This window comes from Thermoactinomyces sp. CICC 10523, assembly GCF_016055105.1.
GTDB lineage: Bacteria > Bacillota > Bacilli > Thermoactinomycetales > Thermoactinomycetaceae > Thermoactinomyces_A > Thermoactinomyces_A daqus.
The window spans coordinates 1-15,784 of record NZ_JAECVX010000010.1; the positions used below are offsets into that span (position 1 = coordinate 1).

At 47.3% G+C, this 15,784-nt stretch carries 18 protein-coding genes and 2 tRNA genes; 6 read left to right on the top strand and 14 right to left on the bottom strand.

From position 1 onward, the window contains the following. Nucleotides 1–697 (bottom strand): IS256 family transposase (locus I8U19_RS12395; protein ID WP_198056035.1); only part of this gene is annotated, 697 nt, incomplete at its 3' end. A gap of 176 nt (nt 698–873) precedes the next feature. Between I8U19_RS12395 and I8U19_RS12400 the strand changes: the two genes are divergently transcribed. Further along, the gene (locus I8U19_RS12400) at nt 874–2,268 is read left to right on the top strand and encodes an RNA-binding domain-containing protein (RefSeq protein WP_198056036.1); all 1,395 of its coding nucleotides are present in this window, start codon (nt 874–876) and stop codon (nt 2,266–2,268) included. 160 nt (nt 2,269–2,428) lie between these two features. On the opposite strand, the gene I8U19_RS12405 is transcribed toward I8U19_RS12400, so the two are convergent. The 7 genes from I8U19_RS12405 to I8U19_RS12435 form a co-directional block, all read right to left on the bottom strand. Beyond that, complete coding sequence (locus I8U19_RS12405; RefSeq protein ID WP_198056037.1) at nt 2,429–3,340, bottom strand: aldo/keto reductase; 912 nt, start codon at nt 3,338–3,340, stop codon at nt 2,429–2,431. 295 nt (nt 3,341–3,635) lie between these two features. Then, complete coding sequence (locus I8U19_RS12410) at nt 3,636–4,025, bottom strand: hypothetical protein (protein ID WP_033099408.1); 390 nt, start codon at nt 4,023–4,025, stop codon at nt 3,636–3,638. A 3-nt stretch (nt 4,026–4,028) separates the two neighbouring features. After that, nucleotides 4,029–4,865, bottom strand: a complete 837-nt coding sequence (locus I8U19_RS12415) for a sulfurtransferase (protein WP_198056038.1) — start codon at nt 4,863–4,865, stop codon at nt 4,029–4,031. Between the two features lie 630 nt (nt 4,866–5,495). After that, the gene (locus I8U19_RS12420) at nt 5,496–6,086 is read right to left on the bottom strand and encodes a Uma2 family endonuclease (RefSeq protein ID WP_198056039.1); all 591 of its coding nucleotides are present in this window, start codon (nt 6,084–6,086) and stop codon (nt 5,496–5,498) included. A 173-nt stretch (nt 6,087–6,259) separates the two neighbouring features. After that, nucleotides 6,260–6,348, bottom strand: a tRNA-Leu gene (locus I8U19_RS12425). 7 nt (nt 6,349–6,355) lie between these two features. Further along, nucleotides 6,356–6,441, bottom strand: a tRNA-Leu gene (locus tag I8U19_RS12430). A gap of 73 nt (nt 6,442–6,514) precedes the next feature. Then, entirely contained in the window at nt 6,515–6,781 is a 267-nt protein-coding gene (locus tag I8U19_RS12435; RefSeq protein ID WP_033099453.1) for a hypothetical protein, read from the bottom strand. A 402-nt stretch (nt 6,782–7,183) separates the two neighbouring features. On the opposite strand from I8U19_RS12435, the gene I8U19_RS12440 reads away from it, so the two are divergent. After that, on the top strand, nt 7,184–7,669 hold the full coding sequence (locus tag I8U19_RS12440; RefSeq protein ID WP_198056102.1) for a divergent PAP2 family protein: 486 nt from the start codon (nt 7,184–7,186) through the stop codon (nt 7,667–7,669). A 24-nt stretch (nt 7,670–7,693) separates the two neighbouring features. Beyond that, nucleotides 7,694–8,488 carry a cobalamin-binding protein gene (locus I8U19_RS12445; RefSeq protein WP_198056040.1) on the top strand — a complete coding sequence of 265 codons (795 nt, stop codon included), beginning with the start codon at nt 7,694–7,696 and terminating at the stop codon, nt 8,486–8,488. 87 nt (nt 8,489–8,575) lie between these two features. Here I8U19_RS12445 and I8U19_RS12450 read toward each other — a convergent pair whose 3' ends face one another. Genes I8U19_RS12450 through I8U19_RS12460 form a run of 3 tightly spaced genes read right to left on the bottom strand, consistent with a single transcriptional unit; the run spans nt 8,576 to nt 11,366 of the window. Then, nucleotides 8,576–9,448: a diacylglycerol/lipid kinase family protein gene (locus tag I8U19_RS12450; protein WP_198056041.1), complete on the bottom strand. Its 873-nt coding sequence runs from the start codon at nt 9,446–9,448 to the stop codon at nt 8,576–8,578. Nucleotides 9,449–9,461: 13 nt separating this feature from the next. Then, on the bottom strand, nt 9,462–10,265 hold the full coding sequence (locus I8U19_RS12455) for an SDR family NAD(P)-dependent oxidoreductase (protein WP_052153922.1): 804 nt from the start codon (nt 10,263–10,265) through the stop codon (nt 9,462–9,464). Between the two features lie 12 nt (nt 10,266–10,277). Next, complete coding sequence (locus I8U19_RS12460) at nt 10,278–11,366, bottom strand: class II aldolase/adducin family protein (RefSeq protein WP_033099456.1); 1,089 nt, start codon at nt 11,364–11,366, stop codon at nt 10,278–10,280. Between the two features lie 179 nt (nt 11,367–11,545). Here I8U19_RS12460 and I8U19_RS17880 point away from each other — a divergent pair, with 179 nt between their 5' ends. Both I8U19_RS17880 and I8U19_RS12465 read left to right on the top strand, forming a co-directional pair. Further along, on the top strand, nt 11,546–11,797 hold the full coding sequence (locus I8U19_RS17880; protein WP_198059481.1) for a transposase: 252 nt from the start codon (nt 11,546–11,548) through the stop codon (nt 11,795–11,797). Next, nucleotides 11,707–12,150 carry a hypothetical protein gene (locus I8U19_RS12465; RefSeq protein WP_152568457.1) on the top strand — a complete coding sequence of 148 codons (444 nt, stop codon included), beginning with the start codon at nt 11,707–11,709 and terminating at the stop codon, nt 12,148–12,150. The genes I8U19_RS17880 and I8U19_RS12465 overlap by 91 nt, the downstream gene beginning before the upstream one ends. Nucleotides 12,151–12,652: 502 nt before the next feature. On the opposite strand, the gene I8U19_RS12470 is transcribed toward I8U19_RS12465, so the two are convergent. Next, nucleotides 12,653–12,913, bottom strand: a complete 261-nt coding sequence (locus tag I8U19_RS12470; protein WP_033099460.1) for a YuiB family protein — start codon at nt 12,911–12,913, stop codon at nt 12,653–12,655. Between the two features lie 184 nt (nt 12,914–13,097). Here I8U19_RS12470 and I8U19_RS12475 point away from each other — a divergent pair, with 184 nt between their 5' ends. Then, nucleotides 13,098–13,865, top strand: a complete 768-nt coding sequence (locus tag I8U19_RS12475) for a chlorite dismutase family protein (RefSeq protein ID WP_033099461.1) — start codon at nt 13,098–13,100, stop codon at nt 13,863–13,865. 49 nt (nt 13,866–13,914) lie between these two features. Here the strand turns inward: I8U19_RS12475 and I8U19_RS12480 are convergent, their stop codons facing one another. After that, on the bottom strand, nt 13,915–14,067 hold the full coding sequence (locus I8U19_RS12480; protein ID WP_198056042.1) for a YuiA family protein: 153 nt from the start codon (nt 14,065–14,067) through the stop codon (nt 13,915–13,917). Nucleotides 14,068–14,397: 330 nt separating this feature from the next. After that, a complete protein-coding gene (locus tag I8U19_RS12485; protein ID WP_033099462.1) occupies nt 14,398–15,585 on the bottom strand; it encodes an NAD(P)/FAD-dependent oxidoreductase in 1,188 nt (395 codons plus the stop codon). Nucleotides 15,586–15,784 lie beyond the last annotated feature (199 nt).

Sequence of the window (15,784 nt, forward strand, 5' to 3'; positions counted from 1 at the left end):
CTGAAACCACCAGATCCACCCCACAAAGCCCGCGGCTTTTCAACCAGCTGAAAAACTCGTTCCAACTGGCTTCAGACTCACTGTCCCCCAGCATCAAGCCAAGAACCTCCCGGTGTCCTTCCTGGTTGACGCCAATAGCCATGAGAGCGCCCCTGGCCCGCACACGCCCCTCCTCACGGACTTTGAGTACCATGGCATCGACGATGAGGAAGGGGTACCGCTCGTCCTGCAAGGGACGAGCGTTCCAAGTGGTCACGATCGGGTCCAGTTGTTTACACAGGTCTGAAACCGTTGATTTAGAAAGCTCGGTACCGCACAGCTCTTCTGTAACTTTGGCCACCTTACGGGTCGAGACGCCATTGACCACCATCTCCATCAAAGCCAAGACCAAAGCTTGCTCGCTTCTCTGATAGCGGGCAAACAGCTCAGTCGAAAACTTTCCGCCCCGGATACGAGGCACACGAAGCGTGATCGCTCCTACACGGGTGGTTAGTTTATGGGGATAAAAGCCGTTCCGGTAGCCTTGGCGTTCCTCTGTACGCTCATACGGCTCCGCAGACAAGTGTTCTGTCACTTGAGCCTTCAAGATCTGGTTCAGAACTGATTCCAGCAATTTGGCCACTCCATCATCTTTTGAATCTTTCAAAAACAGGTGATGCAAAATCTCTGAATCTATGGTAATCTGGTATTGAGCCATTGTGAAACCCTCCTTGTTTGGGAATGTTTGCCAACTACTATTCTAACCGAGGAATTTCACCATGGCTCAATTATTTTTCGCAGCTGCCATTTTTATACAATTATACGGACTTAACTTTGATCAGTTCACTATTATCAATTTTATAAGATGATTTTGATGAAAGGTGGAACTCAATATTGGAAATCCGAAAGATAACATCCAAAGAAAAAAAGAAATTACTTGAATTACAAGAAGATCATTTCCACGAAATAAAAAGTATTCGCATAAAACCATCTGATCTTCAAAAACATTTTGTTGCATTTGCAAATGCAGACGGAGGTGAGATTTATATAGGAATAGAGGATAAGAAATCTACTAGAGAAAGAATCATTGGCTTTAAAAACATCGAAGATGCTAACGATATTATTTCAACTTTAATGGAAACAACCAAACCAAGTGTAGAAAATGTCGATATCGAATTTCTTGATTTCGGAAAATATGGTTTTGTTTTACATCTGCTGATTCCTAAAAGCCCACGAGTACATTATACAGCAAATGAAGAGTGCTATATCCGTTTGAACGCCAGTTCAAAAAAAATAAAAGGTGAGAAAATTATAAAACTCTCGTATTCAAAAGGGCATTACAATTACGAAAAAGTTTCTATTCAGGAAGTAGAAATCGACGATATCATCACATCAAGATATCTATCTGATTATATGAAAAGAGTTGAAACTTCTCTCAGCGAAGAGAAGTTTCTAAGAAAGCAGAAATTAGTACAAAGAAGCGAAAATGGTTCTTACCATCCTAATGTAGGTTGTATCTTATTGTTCGATGAGGAACCACAAGCATCACTAGATACAAGATGCGCCATAAAGGTATATCGTTTGAGAACAACAGATACAGAATACAAAAGAGAATATTTAGAAGGAAAACCTATTACTATAAACGGTCCTATCGAGCAACAAATAAAGAAAGCAATAGAGTGCGTTCAAAATTTTATAAAGGATGCTACATATCAAGTTGGAGATAATTTAATTAAATTAAATTATCCTTACGAAGCATTAAAAGAGATTCTTGTAAACGCTGTTATTCATCGGGACTATAGTTTAAATGATGACATTCATGTTAGGATTTACGACAATCGAGTAGAAATTCAAAGTCCTGGAAAACTACCAGGTTATATTACAAAAGAAAATATTATGGATGAGCGATATGCACGCAATCCTAATATTGTCCGATTGCTCCATAACCTACCTGATCCAGTTAATTATGATATTGGAGAAGGTTTAAATACTGCAAAGAATGCAATGATGAAAGCAGGTCTTGTGGCTCCGGAAATCGAGGAATTAGAAAATTCTGTAGTTGTTACATTAAAACATCAAAAACTTGCTTCAATCGAAGATCAGATTATGGAATATCTAGAAAACCATTCGTTTGTAACGAACAAAATCATCCGAAACTTGACAGGAGAGAACTCGGAGAACAAAGTAAAAAGGGCATTCCAACGATTAAGAAAACAAGGGAAAATTGAGCCTCTTGATCCTAATGCTAATGCGTTCAATTTTAAATATAGAAAAGTCTCCAAGAAATAAAAGTAAATTTTTAATCATATATTTACAAAATTCAAATTCCTGCAAAAAAACCAACGATTAAACCAATCGATTAGTTCTGCTATTTCTTACACCCCCAAAGCTCATCCCTCAGCACAAAGAACCGGCCTCTAACTCTTTATGGGCCGGTTCTTCGCTAATTTTAATCGTTTACGATCTCCAGCGCTTTTTCCAGCAAATGATCGGAAATCTCCTGTTGCAATAATGCGATGTTTTGCCCGATTCGCTCCGGTCGTTTGCTGCCGACCAGGATCGAGCTGATACCCGGATTCCGATAGAGGAATTGCAGAGCGAGAGCCGTCAGTTGGTCACCGTTTCCGCCGACGAGTTCCAGCAGGGCGAGCACTTTCTTCTTATGCTTGAATTGCTCGTTCAGATGAGGCAGGACACGGGCGGACAGGAGGCCGGCGGCCAGGCCGGAACGGATGAAGACGCCAATTCCTTTTTCACGGCAAAGGGCAATGTTTTTTTCGTTGGTTTGATCAAGAAGATTATATCCCATTTGCATTACGTCAAATTCGCCCGATTCGATTAACCGCGTGGCCAATTCCCCGTCGATCGAGGCACCGAGGTAACGGATCTTTCCTTCCCTCTGCGCATCCTTCATCGCGGCCAGCGTTTCCCCCTCATCAATTACCCGTTCGGGGTCAGGTCCAAAATGGATTTGCATAATGTCGATCACATCGGTTTGCAACTGCTTGAGACTGCGGTCAATCGACTCTTTGACGGCGCGGTAGGAAAAATCGTAGTAGGTGTCCGGTTCTTTGCTGTGTTCTCCGCATTTGGTGGCGAGAATAAATTCATGGCGGCGGGAGGACAAAAACTTGCCGATCCGCTCTTCACTCCGGTGGTACGCGCTGGCTGTATCGATGAGATTGATGCCGGCATCAAGCACCGCATGCAGTACTTTTTCCGCTTGTCTGTCGTCAGGCTTTTGCCTCTCCCTGCCGTCTCCCAATCCCCAGTCCCGTCCGATTTCCAAAGCGCCAAAGCCCAAAAAGGTGACCGCGGCACCGATCCTCGGAATCTCTCTTTTTTCCAATGCTCTTTTCATCCTGGTTCCCTCCCGGGTCTCCGATTTTCCCCACTCATCCCGACGTAGCCACAGGCAATGCTGCGGACAAGGAGAAAATCCCCTTTTAACCGTTGTGCAAAACATCCTAATTCTGCTGTAACATCACTTTCCGCGGCCCGACTGTTACATGCGGATAACCCGAACCCTTCGCTGCAATTCGGTGTCGGCAAAAAGCCGTATTTTTCTATAAAAACCAGCATACTTTTCTGCGTTCATCCTAAAAAACCGTCCGGCTCGAGCGGCATGTTCCGCTGAACCGGACGGTTTTTGCCTGTTACCACGGCCGGATCGGACCATCATCCAGGCAACCGGGCCGAATTAATCCTTTTACATAGTTGCTGCTGAGGGGAAGCGTTATGACATGGGAAAGCCAATGCTCATGTTCCGACTCCGGAAGGCGTCCGGCCAAACTCTCCAGCGCGACTTGGATAATGGAATCGCCCTCGCCGCTGATGCCGAAATCGAGTGACCAGCCCCCGGTTTTCTTTAATCTTCCGGAAGTATCCGTCCGAATGATTTGGAAATTAGGATTTTGCCGATAATGATCGAGCACCTTGGCATCGAAAAACAGGGGAAGTTTTTCCAATTTCGTCCCCGTGAAGACCGTCGCATATAATTGCCGTAAAATCGGTTCGCCTGCAATGGATTGAGGTTCCAGTTTCATTGTTTACCGCTCGATCGGGTTTCCGACCATGCTGCCCCATTCGGTCCAGGAGCCGTCATAGTTGCGGACATTTTTGAAGCCGAGCAATTCGCGCAGGACGAACCAGGTATGTGCCGAACGTTCGCCGATCCGGCAATAGGTGATCACGTTTTTGTCCGGAGTAACACCAAGCGAGTTATAAAGTTCTTTCAGCTCATCAAGGGATTTGAAGGTACCGTCTTCATTGGTCGCTTTTGCCCAGGGGATGTTCACGGCTCCCGGTACGTGTCCTCCGCGTTGGGCCGTTTCCGTCATGCCCGGGGGTGCGATTACTTCACCGCTGAATTCCTGCGGGCTGCGAACGTCAACCAGTACAGTGGAATCGCTGCCAATGGCCGATCTCACATCCTGATAGAGAGCACGAATCGACTGATCAGCCGTTTTGACCGGATATTGCACTGCCGTTACTGACGGCACCTCTTTAACAAACGGGCGTCCTTCCAATTCCCACTTTTTGCGTCCGCCGTTCATCAATTTCACTTTATTATGACCAAAAATTTTCAGTTGCCAATAAGCATAAGCTGCAAACCAGTTATTGTTATCACCGTAAAGAATGATTTCCGTATCAGGGGTAATGCCGGATTTTCCCAACAGTTCCGCCAATTGCTCAGGGGTAAGAATATCCCGGCGTACTTGGTCGTTCAATTGTGTCGTCCAGTTCCAGGCGATCGCCCCTTCGATATGCCCTGTATCATAAGCCGTTGTATCCACATCAACTTCTACCAAACGCACATTTTGATCATCTTTGTGCTCCGCTACCCACTCAGTGGTCACAAGAACATTGGCGTCCAGATCAGCCATAGACAAGACCTCCTCTATGTAAATAAAGTTTTACAAGGAGTCGGAATATTACTCGACTAAATCCCGTGTATTCCGACTGGCTTTATAATAAAATACACCTTTTTAAAACAAATGGCAAGCGAAAATGGTAATATTATTAAAAATTAATCAAACACAGTCCATTTATGCATAATTTTTCGCCGATTCAGCCTGTTTGTGCCAAACTGAGCAACTTGTCCGTTACTCTATCTTCTCCCCGTTCATATAATATGATAGATTCTGATCATCTCTTCTCCGATGCACTCCCCTCTTTACTCCTTCTCATAGATCTTCAATCTTTTATCCAGGTTCTTACCCCGTTTGAAAGGAGGTGATGGGTATGTGCTGCAGAAGAAGAAGACGCCGTCGATGCTTCTTGATCTGTTGCCCGCGCCGTCGCCACCACCACCGTCACCGTCATCACAAGTGCCATTGTAAATAACAAACAAACAGGTTGCTGATCCTGACGCCTCCAGTCCCTTGCCCTCGTTCAGGTCAGCAACCCTTTTTACATAAATAATCCGCCCCGGGGAATCCGGGATACTTGATCATGCCTCCGTCAACAAACGGTTTATTGGCTCATGTTTTTATGCAAAAAAAATAGCCTCCCGATTATTCGAAAGACTCGTCTTTAAAGATCCGGTTCAGATCAATTAAGAGATCGCTGAAAATGCTGACCGTAAAAACATCGCCCTTGACATAAACCTGGCGGTTGGCAAAACGGTTATTCTCGAGCAGAAAAACTTCCACATTTTCATTAAACGGGTCAACAATCCAGTATTCTTTGATCTTATATTTTTGATAAAGCTCAAATTTGTCGGTTTTGTCGCGCTTCGCGGCGATACCCGGCGAGAGCACTTCCACAATCAGATCCGGGCTGCCTTTGCACCCGCGCTCATCGATTTTCCGCGGATCACAGATAATGGACAAATCCGGTTGCACAACGTTAAAGGTGTGCTCATCCTCCTCTTTCTCCGAAAGGCGCACCTCAAACGGAGCCAAGTAAACCTTGCACCGTTTTCCGCTCAAATACTGGTAAAAGAGAACGAAGATATTGCCCAAAATCTCTTGGTGTTTCGATGAGGGGGCCGGAGTCATGTTATACGGGAGACCATCGATCAATTCCCAGCGCTCATCCGGATCCCAACTTAAATAATCCCGGTAGGAATAACGGGTATTTGTCTCATAAGCCGGAGATTTCATCGCAACCCCTCCTCCGTTATTATACACCACTTTCCTTTATTTGACTTCAGAGAGGCAAAGATTGAGGAATTGCCGGGAGGATCAGGAGGGAGAAAGGGAAACCAAGCCCAAATCGCAACGCACTTATCACAAAAAAAGACCCTGCTCCTTCCGGGCAAGGCCTTCCGCATGCTTGGTGCTGAGGGTCGGACTTGAACCGACACGGTAGTCACCTACCGCAGGATTTTAAGTCCTGTGCGTCTGCCTATTCCGCCACCCCAGCAAGAGGTTGGTGCCGAAGGTGGGACTCGAACCCACACTCCTTTTGGGAACACGATTTTGAGTCGTGCGCGTCTGCCAATTCCGCCACTTCGGCAAATTATAACGACAAGAGACAATATATCATAACTATGTGCATTTGACAACCCCTCGGCCAATTTTTTCCGGGATCAGCCTTCCTGATTCTTTCCATCCTTTTTCATGCCGGTCCGTTGCGCCTGAAAAAACGCTTTTTCCAACTTTTTGCGGGCAAGGGTAAGTTCGTACAGGATTGCATCCTGAGTAACAAAATCATTTATCGGGCACTGATGCCCGCAATTCGGACAAATCAATTCCATCAGAATCGGGTCCTTTTCCGTCAATCGAAACCGCTTTTTGCATTCCGGGCATTCCAAATCATAGAAGAACGGTAATGGGTCCGGCAAATGATCCCACATATCTTCCTATCTCCCTATCACCATTTTAAAAGTTAATAAAATTCTACCATCCGAACCTGATTTTTCACAAGACTTTTGAGTTATTTTATTTTTAATTAAAATTAACTTGCGGCTGTATTCCCACTGTTGAATTCCGTACTCCCAAAAACCCATTCTGATCCGTTTTAATACGGCTGTTGCAAATTCAGCCGAAAAGCAAATCCGCTTCCTTGCATTAAAGCATATATAAAAACTTTAATCTCCGGATCGGTCACTTTCGCGTTTTTGTCTTTTAAAACAAGATTACAATAGGATATAATTAAATAGTTTAACGTTATCACACAGGAGAAAATAATAAAGATAAAAGGCAGTCCCCTGCCTGGATCAAGCAAACGACTTGAATGAAAGGGTGTCCATCCATTGATGCTGGATAAAATTCTGGCAAATTTTCCTCTCTGGACTTCATTAATTGCTATTTCTCTCGCCCAGTTGATTAAGGTTCCCTGGAATTTTTTTATTACGCGCAAATGGAATTGGGGCTGGCTGATCAATTCCGGCGGAATGCCGAGCGCCCATACTTCTGCCGTCACTTCACTGGCAACTTCGATCGGCCTGAGCCAGGGATTTAATTCACCCGATTTTGCCATCGCCACCATCGTCGGGATTATTGTGATGTATGATGCGACCGGGGTCCGCCGTCAGGCAGGCATGCACGCCCAAGTGTTAAACCAGTTAGTCGATGATTTTTCCGCCCTGTTAACGGAATTGCGCCATCTCAACAAAAACAAACCTTCGCCCGAAGCGCGCATCCGTTTAAAGGAAATCCTGGGACATCAACCGATTGAAGTATTTATCGGGGCTTGGTTTGGCATTTTGTTCGCCCTGCTGATGTATTGGATCTGGTATTAGCACAGAGACGGAGGGATCATCAAATTGCGAATCGTCTCCATTTGCCCGAGCAACACGGAGTTGCTGTACTTCCTCGGCGTGACGGATGAGCTGGCAGCTGTGGACAATTATTCAGACTGGCCGCCCCACTGGCAGGATTTGCCCAGAGTCGGCCCCGATCTGGATATTGATATTGAAAAAGTAAAATTATTTCAACCAGATTTGGTCATCGCTTCTCTGAGTGTTCCAGGCATGGAAAAAAATATTGAACGGCTGAAACAGGAGCGGATTCCCCACATCATTTTAAATCCAAAAACGCTCGCGGGGATTGCCGGTGATTTGAAAACTCTTGGCGAAGCGATCGGAAGAAAAAAAGCCGGAGAAAGAGCTGCTGAACGATTTTTACAGGAGATTGAAGCGATTAAGCAAAAGATTCCGCATCAGGAGAAACCGATTCGCCTTTATTGGGAGTGGTGGCCCAAACCCGTATTCACCCCCGGGGCGAAAAACTGGTTGACAGAAATCAGCCAGCTGGTCGGAGCTGTCAATGTATACGGCGAGGTTCCCCAGGACAGCGTGCAGACCGATTGGGACGATGTGCTGAAAAAAGATCCCGATCTGGCGCTGATCGTTTGGACAGGCATTCCCATCCGGCGCGTCAAAAAAAACCTCATCTGTTCCCGGCCCGGCTGGCAAGGACACCCTTTGGCAAACGAAAAAAATATATACATCTTGGAAGAAGGCTGGTATTGCCGCCCTTCCCCACGCATTTTAACCGGAATCAAACACCTCGCCCATATTCTCTACCCGGAACATTTCCCCCCGCAAACCGGAGAATAACCGCAAAGATGAAAATTTCAGCAAACCCGAGAGCGGGGCACCCCTGAACCATCTTCACAAAGGAAGAAAAGGGGCACCCCGCAGCCTTTACAGGATTGACAGTGACTTTGGTGCAACGCGAACCGTCACCGGAGCCCCGCCAAGCACCTCACCGTCCACATGGGCGATAAAGGGGGCATCCGTTTCAATGGTGATCTCCCGCCCGCTGTGAAAAACAACAGAAGGATGATGAATGTGTTTGCCGCGATAGGCGGAAGGGAAAACGCGCAAAAACTGCCCGGGGGTCAGGTTCCGCACACAGCAAAGATCCAAAAGCCCGTCGTTCATCTGCGCATGAGGACAAATGCGAATCCCGCCTGCGTAGTTGGGAATATTGGCGACCGCCACCAGCCATACCCCGTCGTATTCATACCGCCGTCCGTCTACGGTGATCACCGCCGGTTGCGGTTTAAACGATTTTAATGTTTTGATCGCCTCAATCCCGTAGGTAAGCCGCCCCAGCCATCTTTTGCGCTGCGACATATTGACCGCTTCTGCCACCTTCGCGTCAAATCCGATCCCCATAAAGCCGATCATATGGCGCTCTTTCAACATCCCGGTATCGACCTGGTAAACCTGATGGCGCAAAATCCGCTCCAATGCCCATTCCGGGTCGAGGGGAATGCGATGAGCCAAGGCAAAATCATTGCCAGTTCCGGCAGGAATGTACCCGATCGGCAAATCACTGCCAATCACGCCGTTCCCCACTTCGTTAACGGTTCCATCCCCGCCGACAGCAATAATTGCCTTGAACATTTTTCCCTCTCGCGCGTCCCTGGCAATCTCTTCTGCATGGCCAGGCCCTTCTGTACACACAGCTTCATGCGGGACTCTCATCTCTTGGAGCCGCTTTTGCACATAAGCCCAAACTTCCCTGCCGCGCCCCTTGCCCGATACTTCATTGACAACAAACAGGTACATCGCACATTCCACCTCAACCGTTTATCGTGGCCGTTGCCTTGTCTCTTCCTTTTCCCATCCACGAACCATATAACCTTCTTGTGACAAAAAGATACAGTTCAGGACAAAGCTGACGCAACCGCAATGCCCATCTGAGGGAACGCGGAATGACGAGAACCCGCGGACGCTCTATCAGGCGCACGGCATAACGGGCAACTGTATCGGCATCCAGCATTTTTTTGGCGATAAATGGAGGAAAACAGGCGGCAGGATCCTTTTCCCCGAAAAAAGGGGTCAACACCGGTCCCGGACAGAGCACTCCCACCCGGATCACCGGGGAATACTCCATCCTGAGCGACTCAGAAAACCCCAGCAAAGCAAATTTGGAAGCGCAGTAACCGGCCAGATTCGGGATACCCGTAAGGCCGGCCATTGATGCAATGTTAATAATGCGCCCGCCCCCGGCCAGCAGCATCTGCGGCAAAAGGTGGGCAGTGAGGCGGACAGCGCCCAAATAATTGGTGTCAATCATCTTCTCGTAATCGGAGAGAGGGATGTCCAGTGTCCCGCCAAATTCACCCACTCCTGCATTGTTGATCAGCACATCGATTTTGCCGAACCTCCGGATTACCGCATCCACCATCTGTTTCACATCATTTTCCCTGGTGACGTCACAGGCATAAATGAAACAATCCTTTAACTTCCGCTTTAACGCTTGAAGTTTCTCCATATTCCGGGCAACCAGGATGGGATAATCCCCCTGTTTTACCAGCTGCTTGGCGATGGCTTCCCCGATTCCGCTCGAAGCCCCGGTAACGAGCACAAACCGTTTGTTCATGCAATCCTCCCCTCAGCTCATGGGAACTTGTGGAATGATTTTCCCTTCGATCCGCTCAAAAATATCCTCCAAATTCCGCCCCGTGATGGTAAGCCCGTGATTTCTCAACCCCACGACAGCGCGTGACGGATCTTCTGCCTGACGGATCAGTCCGGCCACCGCCTCCGCCAACTGGACGGTTCCGCAAGGGTAGTTAATCTCCGTCGACGGCACTCCCTCCATCCAAGCGTGAACATGGACGATTGCTCCAACCTCGGGATGCTCTGAATAAATCATCCAGTGTTCAATCGCATCAACCGAGGCACGCTTCGGGGTTACATGCGGAGGAACACTGATCTCCATCGCGGTGTTTTGGTCATTGTACCGTTTCACAAGGAGGATGTCCCGCCCGATTTCTTTGAGGTTCGCTTTGTTGACACCGCTCGCGCTCATCCAAAAAGAGTTGTCCTCATGGCGCGCGCTCAAGTTCCCGTAGCTCAACCCCCCAATTCCGTATAAACGGTGGATATGTCGCAATTCTTTAGGGGAGAGAAGCTCGTCGATTGGAAACGGGGCGGGAAGCAGGTTGAGGGAATCCAGCTTCTTGCCGGCCTGATAGATGCTTTGCGTCGTTTGATTTCCTTCCCATAACTCCTCCGGCAAGTCGGGAATAAAAACATTGTCGATCACCAGCTTGGAGGTGGCCAATGGTTTCAGCCGTTCAAATACTTCACGGAAATAGCCTTCTTCTCCCTCCTCCCTTTTGATCTTGTAACAACCTTGCTCCAACGTGACAAAATAAGTTTTCAAGCTGCCGCCGGAGCGATCGAGATAAATCAGCAAATTGCCCAGGGACCGGACCAAGACCGGGTAGCCGGCAAACAGGATATTATTCTCCGGACGGTCTGATTCAGCGATTGTGACGACAAATGTGCCTTTCCCGTTGCGCCGAAAATGCTGCGGCTCATCAGGATTCACGAAGTTAAACACCAATTGGACAAAAGGGTCATCCGACGGTACGTGCTGGTAATGATTAGCCTCCATTTCCCGTTTTAATCCATCAGCAAATTGTTCCAGTGTTGAGGTTCGTCTCCAATCTCCTGCAATGGCAAAGGATTGCATCTAAATCACCTCTTCTCAAATTCAACCCTTATTATTCGCCATGCATATGGAAAAATATTCTTCCCTGTCCAATAAAAAAACAGCAGCCAACACAGCTGAGAGACTGCTGACAAAGGCAAGCAGGTCAGCAATTTTTGGTCAAAATCAGAAGATAACAAAAAAGATCAGGACGGAATTGTATGTTTCAAATCCACGTCCATCGGCAAGGCAGTATTGAATCGGTCAATATCGGGGAGCTGGTACCACAGGATCACCGGTTTCGCAAGATTGACGCCGCCATCGACTTTTCGTTCATCGCAGAAATGACCCGACCATTATACTGCGAGGACAACGGGCGTCTTTGCATGGACCCGGTTTGTTCATCGGGTATTTGGCTCGGAACGGCGCCTGGTGGAAGAAATACAGGTCAACGTGGCATACTGCTTCTTTGACGGACAAGGTCGCTCACACCACCACATTCAGCAAGAACCGACGCAGCAGGTTCAACGATACGACCATCTTCCGGGAGAGCTTCGACGAAATCGTTTTGCAAGCCATCCGCCACGGACTGATCAAAGGGAAAGAACTGTTTACGGACCCGACGTTTTTAAAGGCAAACGCCAACAAGAACAGATTCACCTGTCAGATGGTTCGCCAATCCGCGGTGAAGTACACGGCGGAATGGGATCGCGCCATTGACAGGATCGTGAAACACACGGCAAGCGGCCGTCCACTTAAGAGGAACAAGAAACCCAACGGTACTTTTTCCGTGAGCTCCTACAGGCCGGCCTCCTCTTTTTCATGATTCGTCTGAACATGGCCGAGACGGGAAATCTCTGAACCAAAAGCAACGTTCATTTCTGCTGCTGTTCGGATGTTGGGAATCTGTGCAAAAAAGGCGGGATTTTGAATGGAAGGAATAGTACTCTCCTCTTTTGGTCAAAATTATTTTTTCCTCTGTAACGAAATACTGATTTTCGGGATATATAAGTAGAACCGATTGAAGGAGGCGATGCAGTGGGTGACCGCATTGAAGAACGCCCGAAGCGTGTACAAATTCTTGCTCGCCCTGTGTCACATTGCGGATACGGCGGAAGAACTGACTCAGGAAACTTTCTATCGCGCTGTATATTCTATCGCCCTTCTCCTCAGGAGAAGGAGCAAGGGGCCCGACGGCGGATCTTTCCTCCGTGATCTCCGCCTGTTTTTCTCTAGTTTTTTCCGATTTAGCATAAAAACCCAGCGGAGAAACTGCTGGGTTTGTCAATAGCCTCACAGCGGCCAACGCGCTTGAATCTTCTTGCCTGCTAAAACATCCGATATCCTTTCGTGCGAAGAGTTTTAATTGTCCAAACACCGGAAATCGCTCCGGCCAGCCCCGAAAAAAAGAGGACACCATTAACCAGGGTGACAATATGCGTCACATCCCATCCTACATACAAAACGACGGCGAAAAAAAGCACCAATGGCAACCAAGTGGTTTTCAAAATCATATTGAGAATAAACCCCAACCCGAAAAACAACACGAACAAGAGCGGGATGGAGATAATCAACTGGGCGACATTCATTGCCCATCGCCTCCGTCTCTGATAAGTTCGCACCCATTTTACTGAAAATCGAAATCAAGGTCAATAAAAGGACAGAAACATGGCAATTTAATGAATAGGATCTCTCGGCATCTTCCCCTGTTTGCTTCTTCTCTTCTCTTTCCGCTACAATAAAAAAGAATCGAAGTAAAGGAGGAAGCACTTCATGCGTCCACAAGGCAGACCATCATTTACAGGCAGACCCGGAACGGAAACCGGCGGAAGCAGTGCCCAAGGCCGTCCCAGTCTGCCAACCCAATTTGTCAACTTTTCCTTTTTCAAGGTGGACCCCGCCTGGCGCCGGCTGAGCGAATCCGAACAGGAAAAAGGAAAACAGGAATTCGCGGCGGTGGTGAAAGAATATCAGGGCAAGCCGGGAACCTTTGTCCTCAGCTATTCCCTTGTCGGAATCCGTTCCGATGCGGAACTCATGCTGTGGAGAATCGCCAATGACCTGGAAACATTCCAAAAAATGACGAGCGAACTTATGAAAACAGGTCTTGGCAAATATTTGGAGATTACTTACTCTTATCTGTCCCTGACCAAACGCAGCGTCTATGTTGATAAGATGGATCCGGAACACCAAAACCCGCGCACGCATATCATTCCGGGGCGAAGTAAATATCTCTTCATATATCCGTTTGTAAAAACCCGTGACTGGTACCAACTTTCATTCCCTGCCCGCCAAGGAATGATGGATGAGCATATCCAGGTGGGAAGCAAGTATCCGTCTGTCAAATTAAACACGACTTACAGCTTCGGAATCGACGACCAGGAATTCGTTGTCGCGTTTGAAACCGATGATCCCAAAGACTTCCTCAATCTCGTGCAGGAATTGCGCGAAACGGAAGCCAGCCGGTATACTCTGCGCGATGTTCCCATGTTTACTTGCATTCGCCATGATGATGTCCTCGATGCTCTTCATACCCTGTAAAAGAAGAAAAGTCCCGCTTTTAACGGGACTCGTTCCATTTGAATAAAAATTATGAATTTTTGTTACATTGTGTTTTATCTTTTGCGCTTTTCTTTGCCTGGCCCGTTCCGTTACAAGCATAGCAGGTTTCTGATCCGCCGAGAACCAAATCGATATATCCTGCACCTTCACAGTAAGAACAGGTCATTGTTTGCAGTTTCATATAACCGCCTCCTATAAAAATATATTTTCTGAAAATTATATAGTATTTTATCAAGAAATAAAAATCCCTAAATCAGGCATAAAAAGTGCTGCAGAGCAATGAAAGCGGTAACAAAAGGGTGATACGCGTCATTATATAGAATTAATCCGGTTTCCTTTCAAAAACAAAAAGACCCTTCATCAGAAGAGTCCCTGTTTGTTGACAAAATCCTGAAACAGGAGTCAGGCCGGGAAGAACCATTCCCTTTATTGACGGATGTCCGCGCGGACGCTGCCTGGCCCTCCATCAAGGTCCGGCCAGACAACGCTCAAGCTGGAGCAGACTGATCTCTTACAGTTTTCCTTTGCGCAATGCAAGGCCGACGCCGCCGAGCAGGAACAGCCAGCGCAAGTCGATCACTTTTTTCATGAAGGCAGCGGAACCGCCGGTCATTTTTTTGTTTCCGACAACACCAATCGCTTCTCTTCTTCCCAAAGAAGCAACTGTACCTTTCGGCTTGTAAACAAACGGCTCTGTAATCTGTCCGCCGCGAATCACTTTCGCTAATTGTTTGCCGAGATATTGGCCTTGTTGTGTCGAAATTTGTGCCGTTGGCGGATAAGGTCTTTCACCGTTAAACACCAAAGAGCTGTCACCGAGGATGAAGACATTTTCGTATCCGGGTGCGCGCAGTTGCTCATCCACTTTCACACGGCCCCGCATGGTTTCAATCCCCGATTCTTCAACCAGTTTGTTGCCCCGAACCCCACCGGTCCAGACAACGGTAGCAGCTTTAATTTCCTGACCGCCTTTGAGGATAACCCCCTCTTTTGTACACTCCTCAATCGGCGTATTGACCAGGAACTCAACCCCTTTTCCTTCCAAATACTTGACGGCATAATCGACAAGCTCTTTGTCAAAGCCCGGAAGAACCGTCGGGGCTGCTTCGACGTTCACGATCCGCACTTTTTCCATCGGAACATCATAGTCGTGGCAGAGTTCAGGCATGCGGTCAACCAGTTCACCTACATATTCGATCCCGGTAAATCCGGCACCGCCGACCACGATGGTAATCAATTCTTCTTTTTTCTCGCTTGCGTAGCGGGAGAACATATACTCCATATGTTCGCGGATCTGGCGCACGGAATTGATGTTGCGGATAAAGAAGGCATTTTCAAGAAGCCCTTTGATCCCGAACGTTTCCGGCGCACTTCCCAAACCGATGACGAGATAATCGTATTTGAGAGGCTCACCGTTTTCAAGCTGAACTTCCTGTTCATTCAGCTTGATCGCTGATACACGGTCTTGAATAAAGTTAATCCGCTTCGTGTTGATTACCGACGGAATCGAGACGCGGGCATGATCTGGATGGGCTGTACCTGCTGCCGGTTCGTGCAATTTGGTCGTAATGTAGTGATACTTATTTTCGTTGACCAGTGTAATTTCGGCTTCATTGTAACCCAGTTCCTTGGCCAGCCCTTTGGCGGTCATCAATCCGCCGTATCCCGCGCCCAGAATAACGACTTTTGGTACACTCATCGCTGATCACATCCATCTAACTAATATTGATTACTTTATCACAATCTGGGGGAACCAAGCACCTTCGCTCTTATTGAATGATACCAATGATTATGATATGATTTTCACGAACTTTTGGCAAGTCCTTTTCTTTGTTCACATTTTATCCACTTCTTTTGCCTGTATCCGCCGTGAAGCTAGAAGTTATTTCAAAAAACGG

What these genes read in the sequence shown, in the direction of transcription:
- I8U19_RS12485 (WP_033099462.1), bottom strand. Translation starts at nt 15,585, where the DNA reads ATGAGTGTACCAAAAGTCGTTATTCTGGGCGCGGGATACGGCGGATTG.
- I8U19_RS12420 (WP_198056039.1), bottom strand. Translation starts at nt 6,086, where the DNA reads ATGAAATCTCCGGCTTATGAGACAAATACCCGTTATTCCTACCGGGAT.
- I8U19_RS12460 (WP_033099456.1), bottom strand. Translation starts at nt 11,366, where the DNA reads ATGCAATCCTTTGCCATTGCAGGAGATTGGAGACGAACCTCAACACTG.
- I8U19_RS12470 (WP_033099460.1), bottom strand. Translation starts at nt 12,913, where the DNA reads ATGAATGTCGCCCAGTTGATTATCTCCATCCCGCTCTTGTTCGTGTTG.
- I8U19_RS12410 (WP_033099408.1), bottom strand. Translation starts at nt 4,025, where the DNA reads ATGAAACTGGAACCTCAATCCATTGCAGGCGAACCGATTTTACGGCAA.
- I8U19_RS12405 (WP_198056037.1), bottom strand. Translation starts at nt 3,340, where the DNA reads ATGAAAAGAGCATTGGAAAAAAGAGAGATTCCGAGGATCGGTGCCGCG.
- I8U19_RS12440 (WP_198056102.1), top strand. Translation starts at nt 7,184, where the DNA reads ATGCTGGATAAAATTCTGGCAAATTTTCCTCTCTGGACTTCATTAATT.
- I8U19_RS17880 (WP_198059481.1), top strand. Translation starts at nt 11,546, where the DNA reads ATGTTTCAAATCCACGTCCATCGGCAAGGCAGTATTGAATCGGTCAAT.
- I8U19_RS12415 (WP_198056038.1), bottom strand. Translation starts at nt 4,865, where the DNA reads ATGGCTGATCTGGACGCCAATGTTCTTGTGACCACTGAGTGGGTAGCG.
- I8U19_RS12450 (WP_198056041.1), bottom strand. Translation starts at nt 9,448, where the DNA reads ATGTACCTGTTTGTTGTCAATGAAGTATCGGGCAAGGGGCGCGGCAGG.
- I8U19_RS12435 (WP_033099453.1), bottom strand. Translation starts at nt 6,781, where the DNA reads ATGTGGGATCATTTGCCGGACCCATTACCGTTCTTCTATGATTTGGAA.
- I8U19_RS12480 (WP_198056042.1), bottom strand. Translation starts at nt 14,067, where the DNA reads ATGAAACTGCAAACAATGACCTGTTCTTACTGTGAAGGTGCAGGATAT.
- I8U19_RS12475 (WP_033099461.1), top strand. Translation starts at nt 13,098, where the DNA reads ATGCGTCCACAAGGCAGACCATCATTTACAGGCAGACCCGGAACGGAA.
- I8U19_RS12455 (WP_052153922.1), bottom strand. Translation starts at nt 10,265, where the DNA reads ATGAACAAACGGTTTGTGCTCGTTACCGGGGCTTCGAGCGGAATCGGG.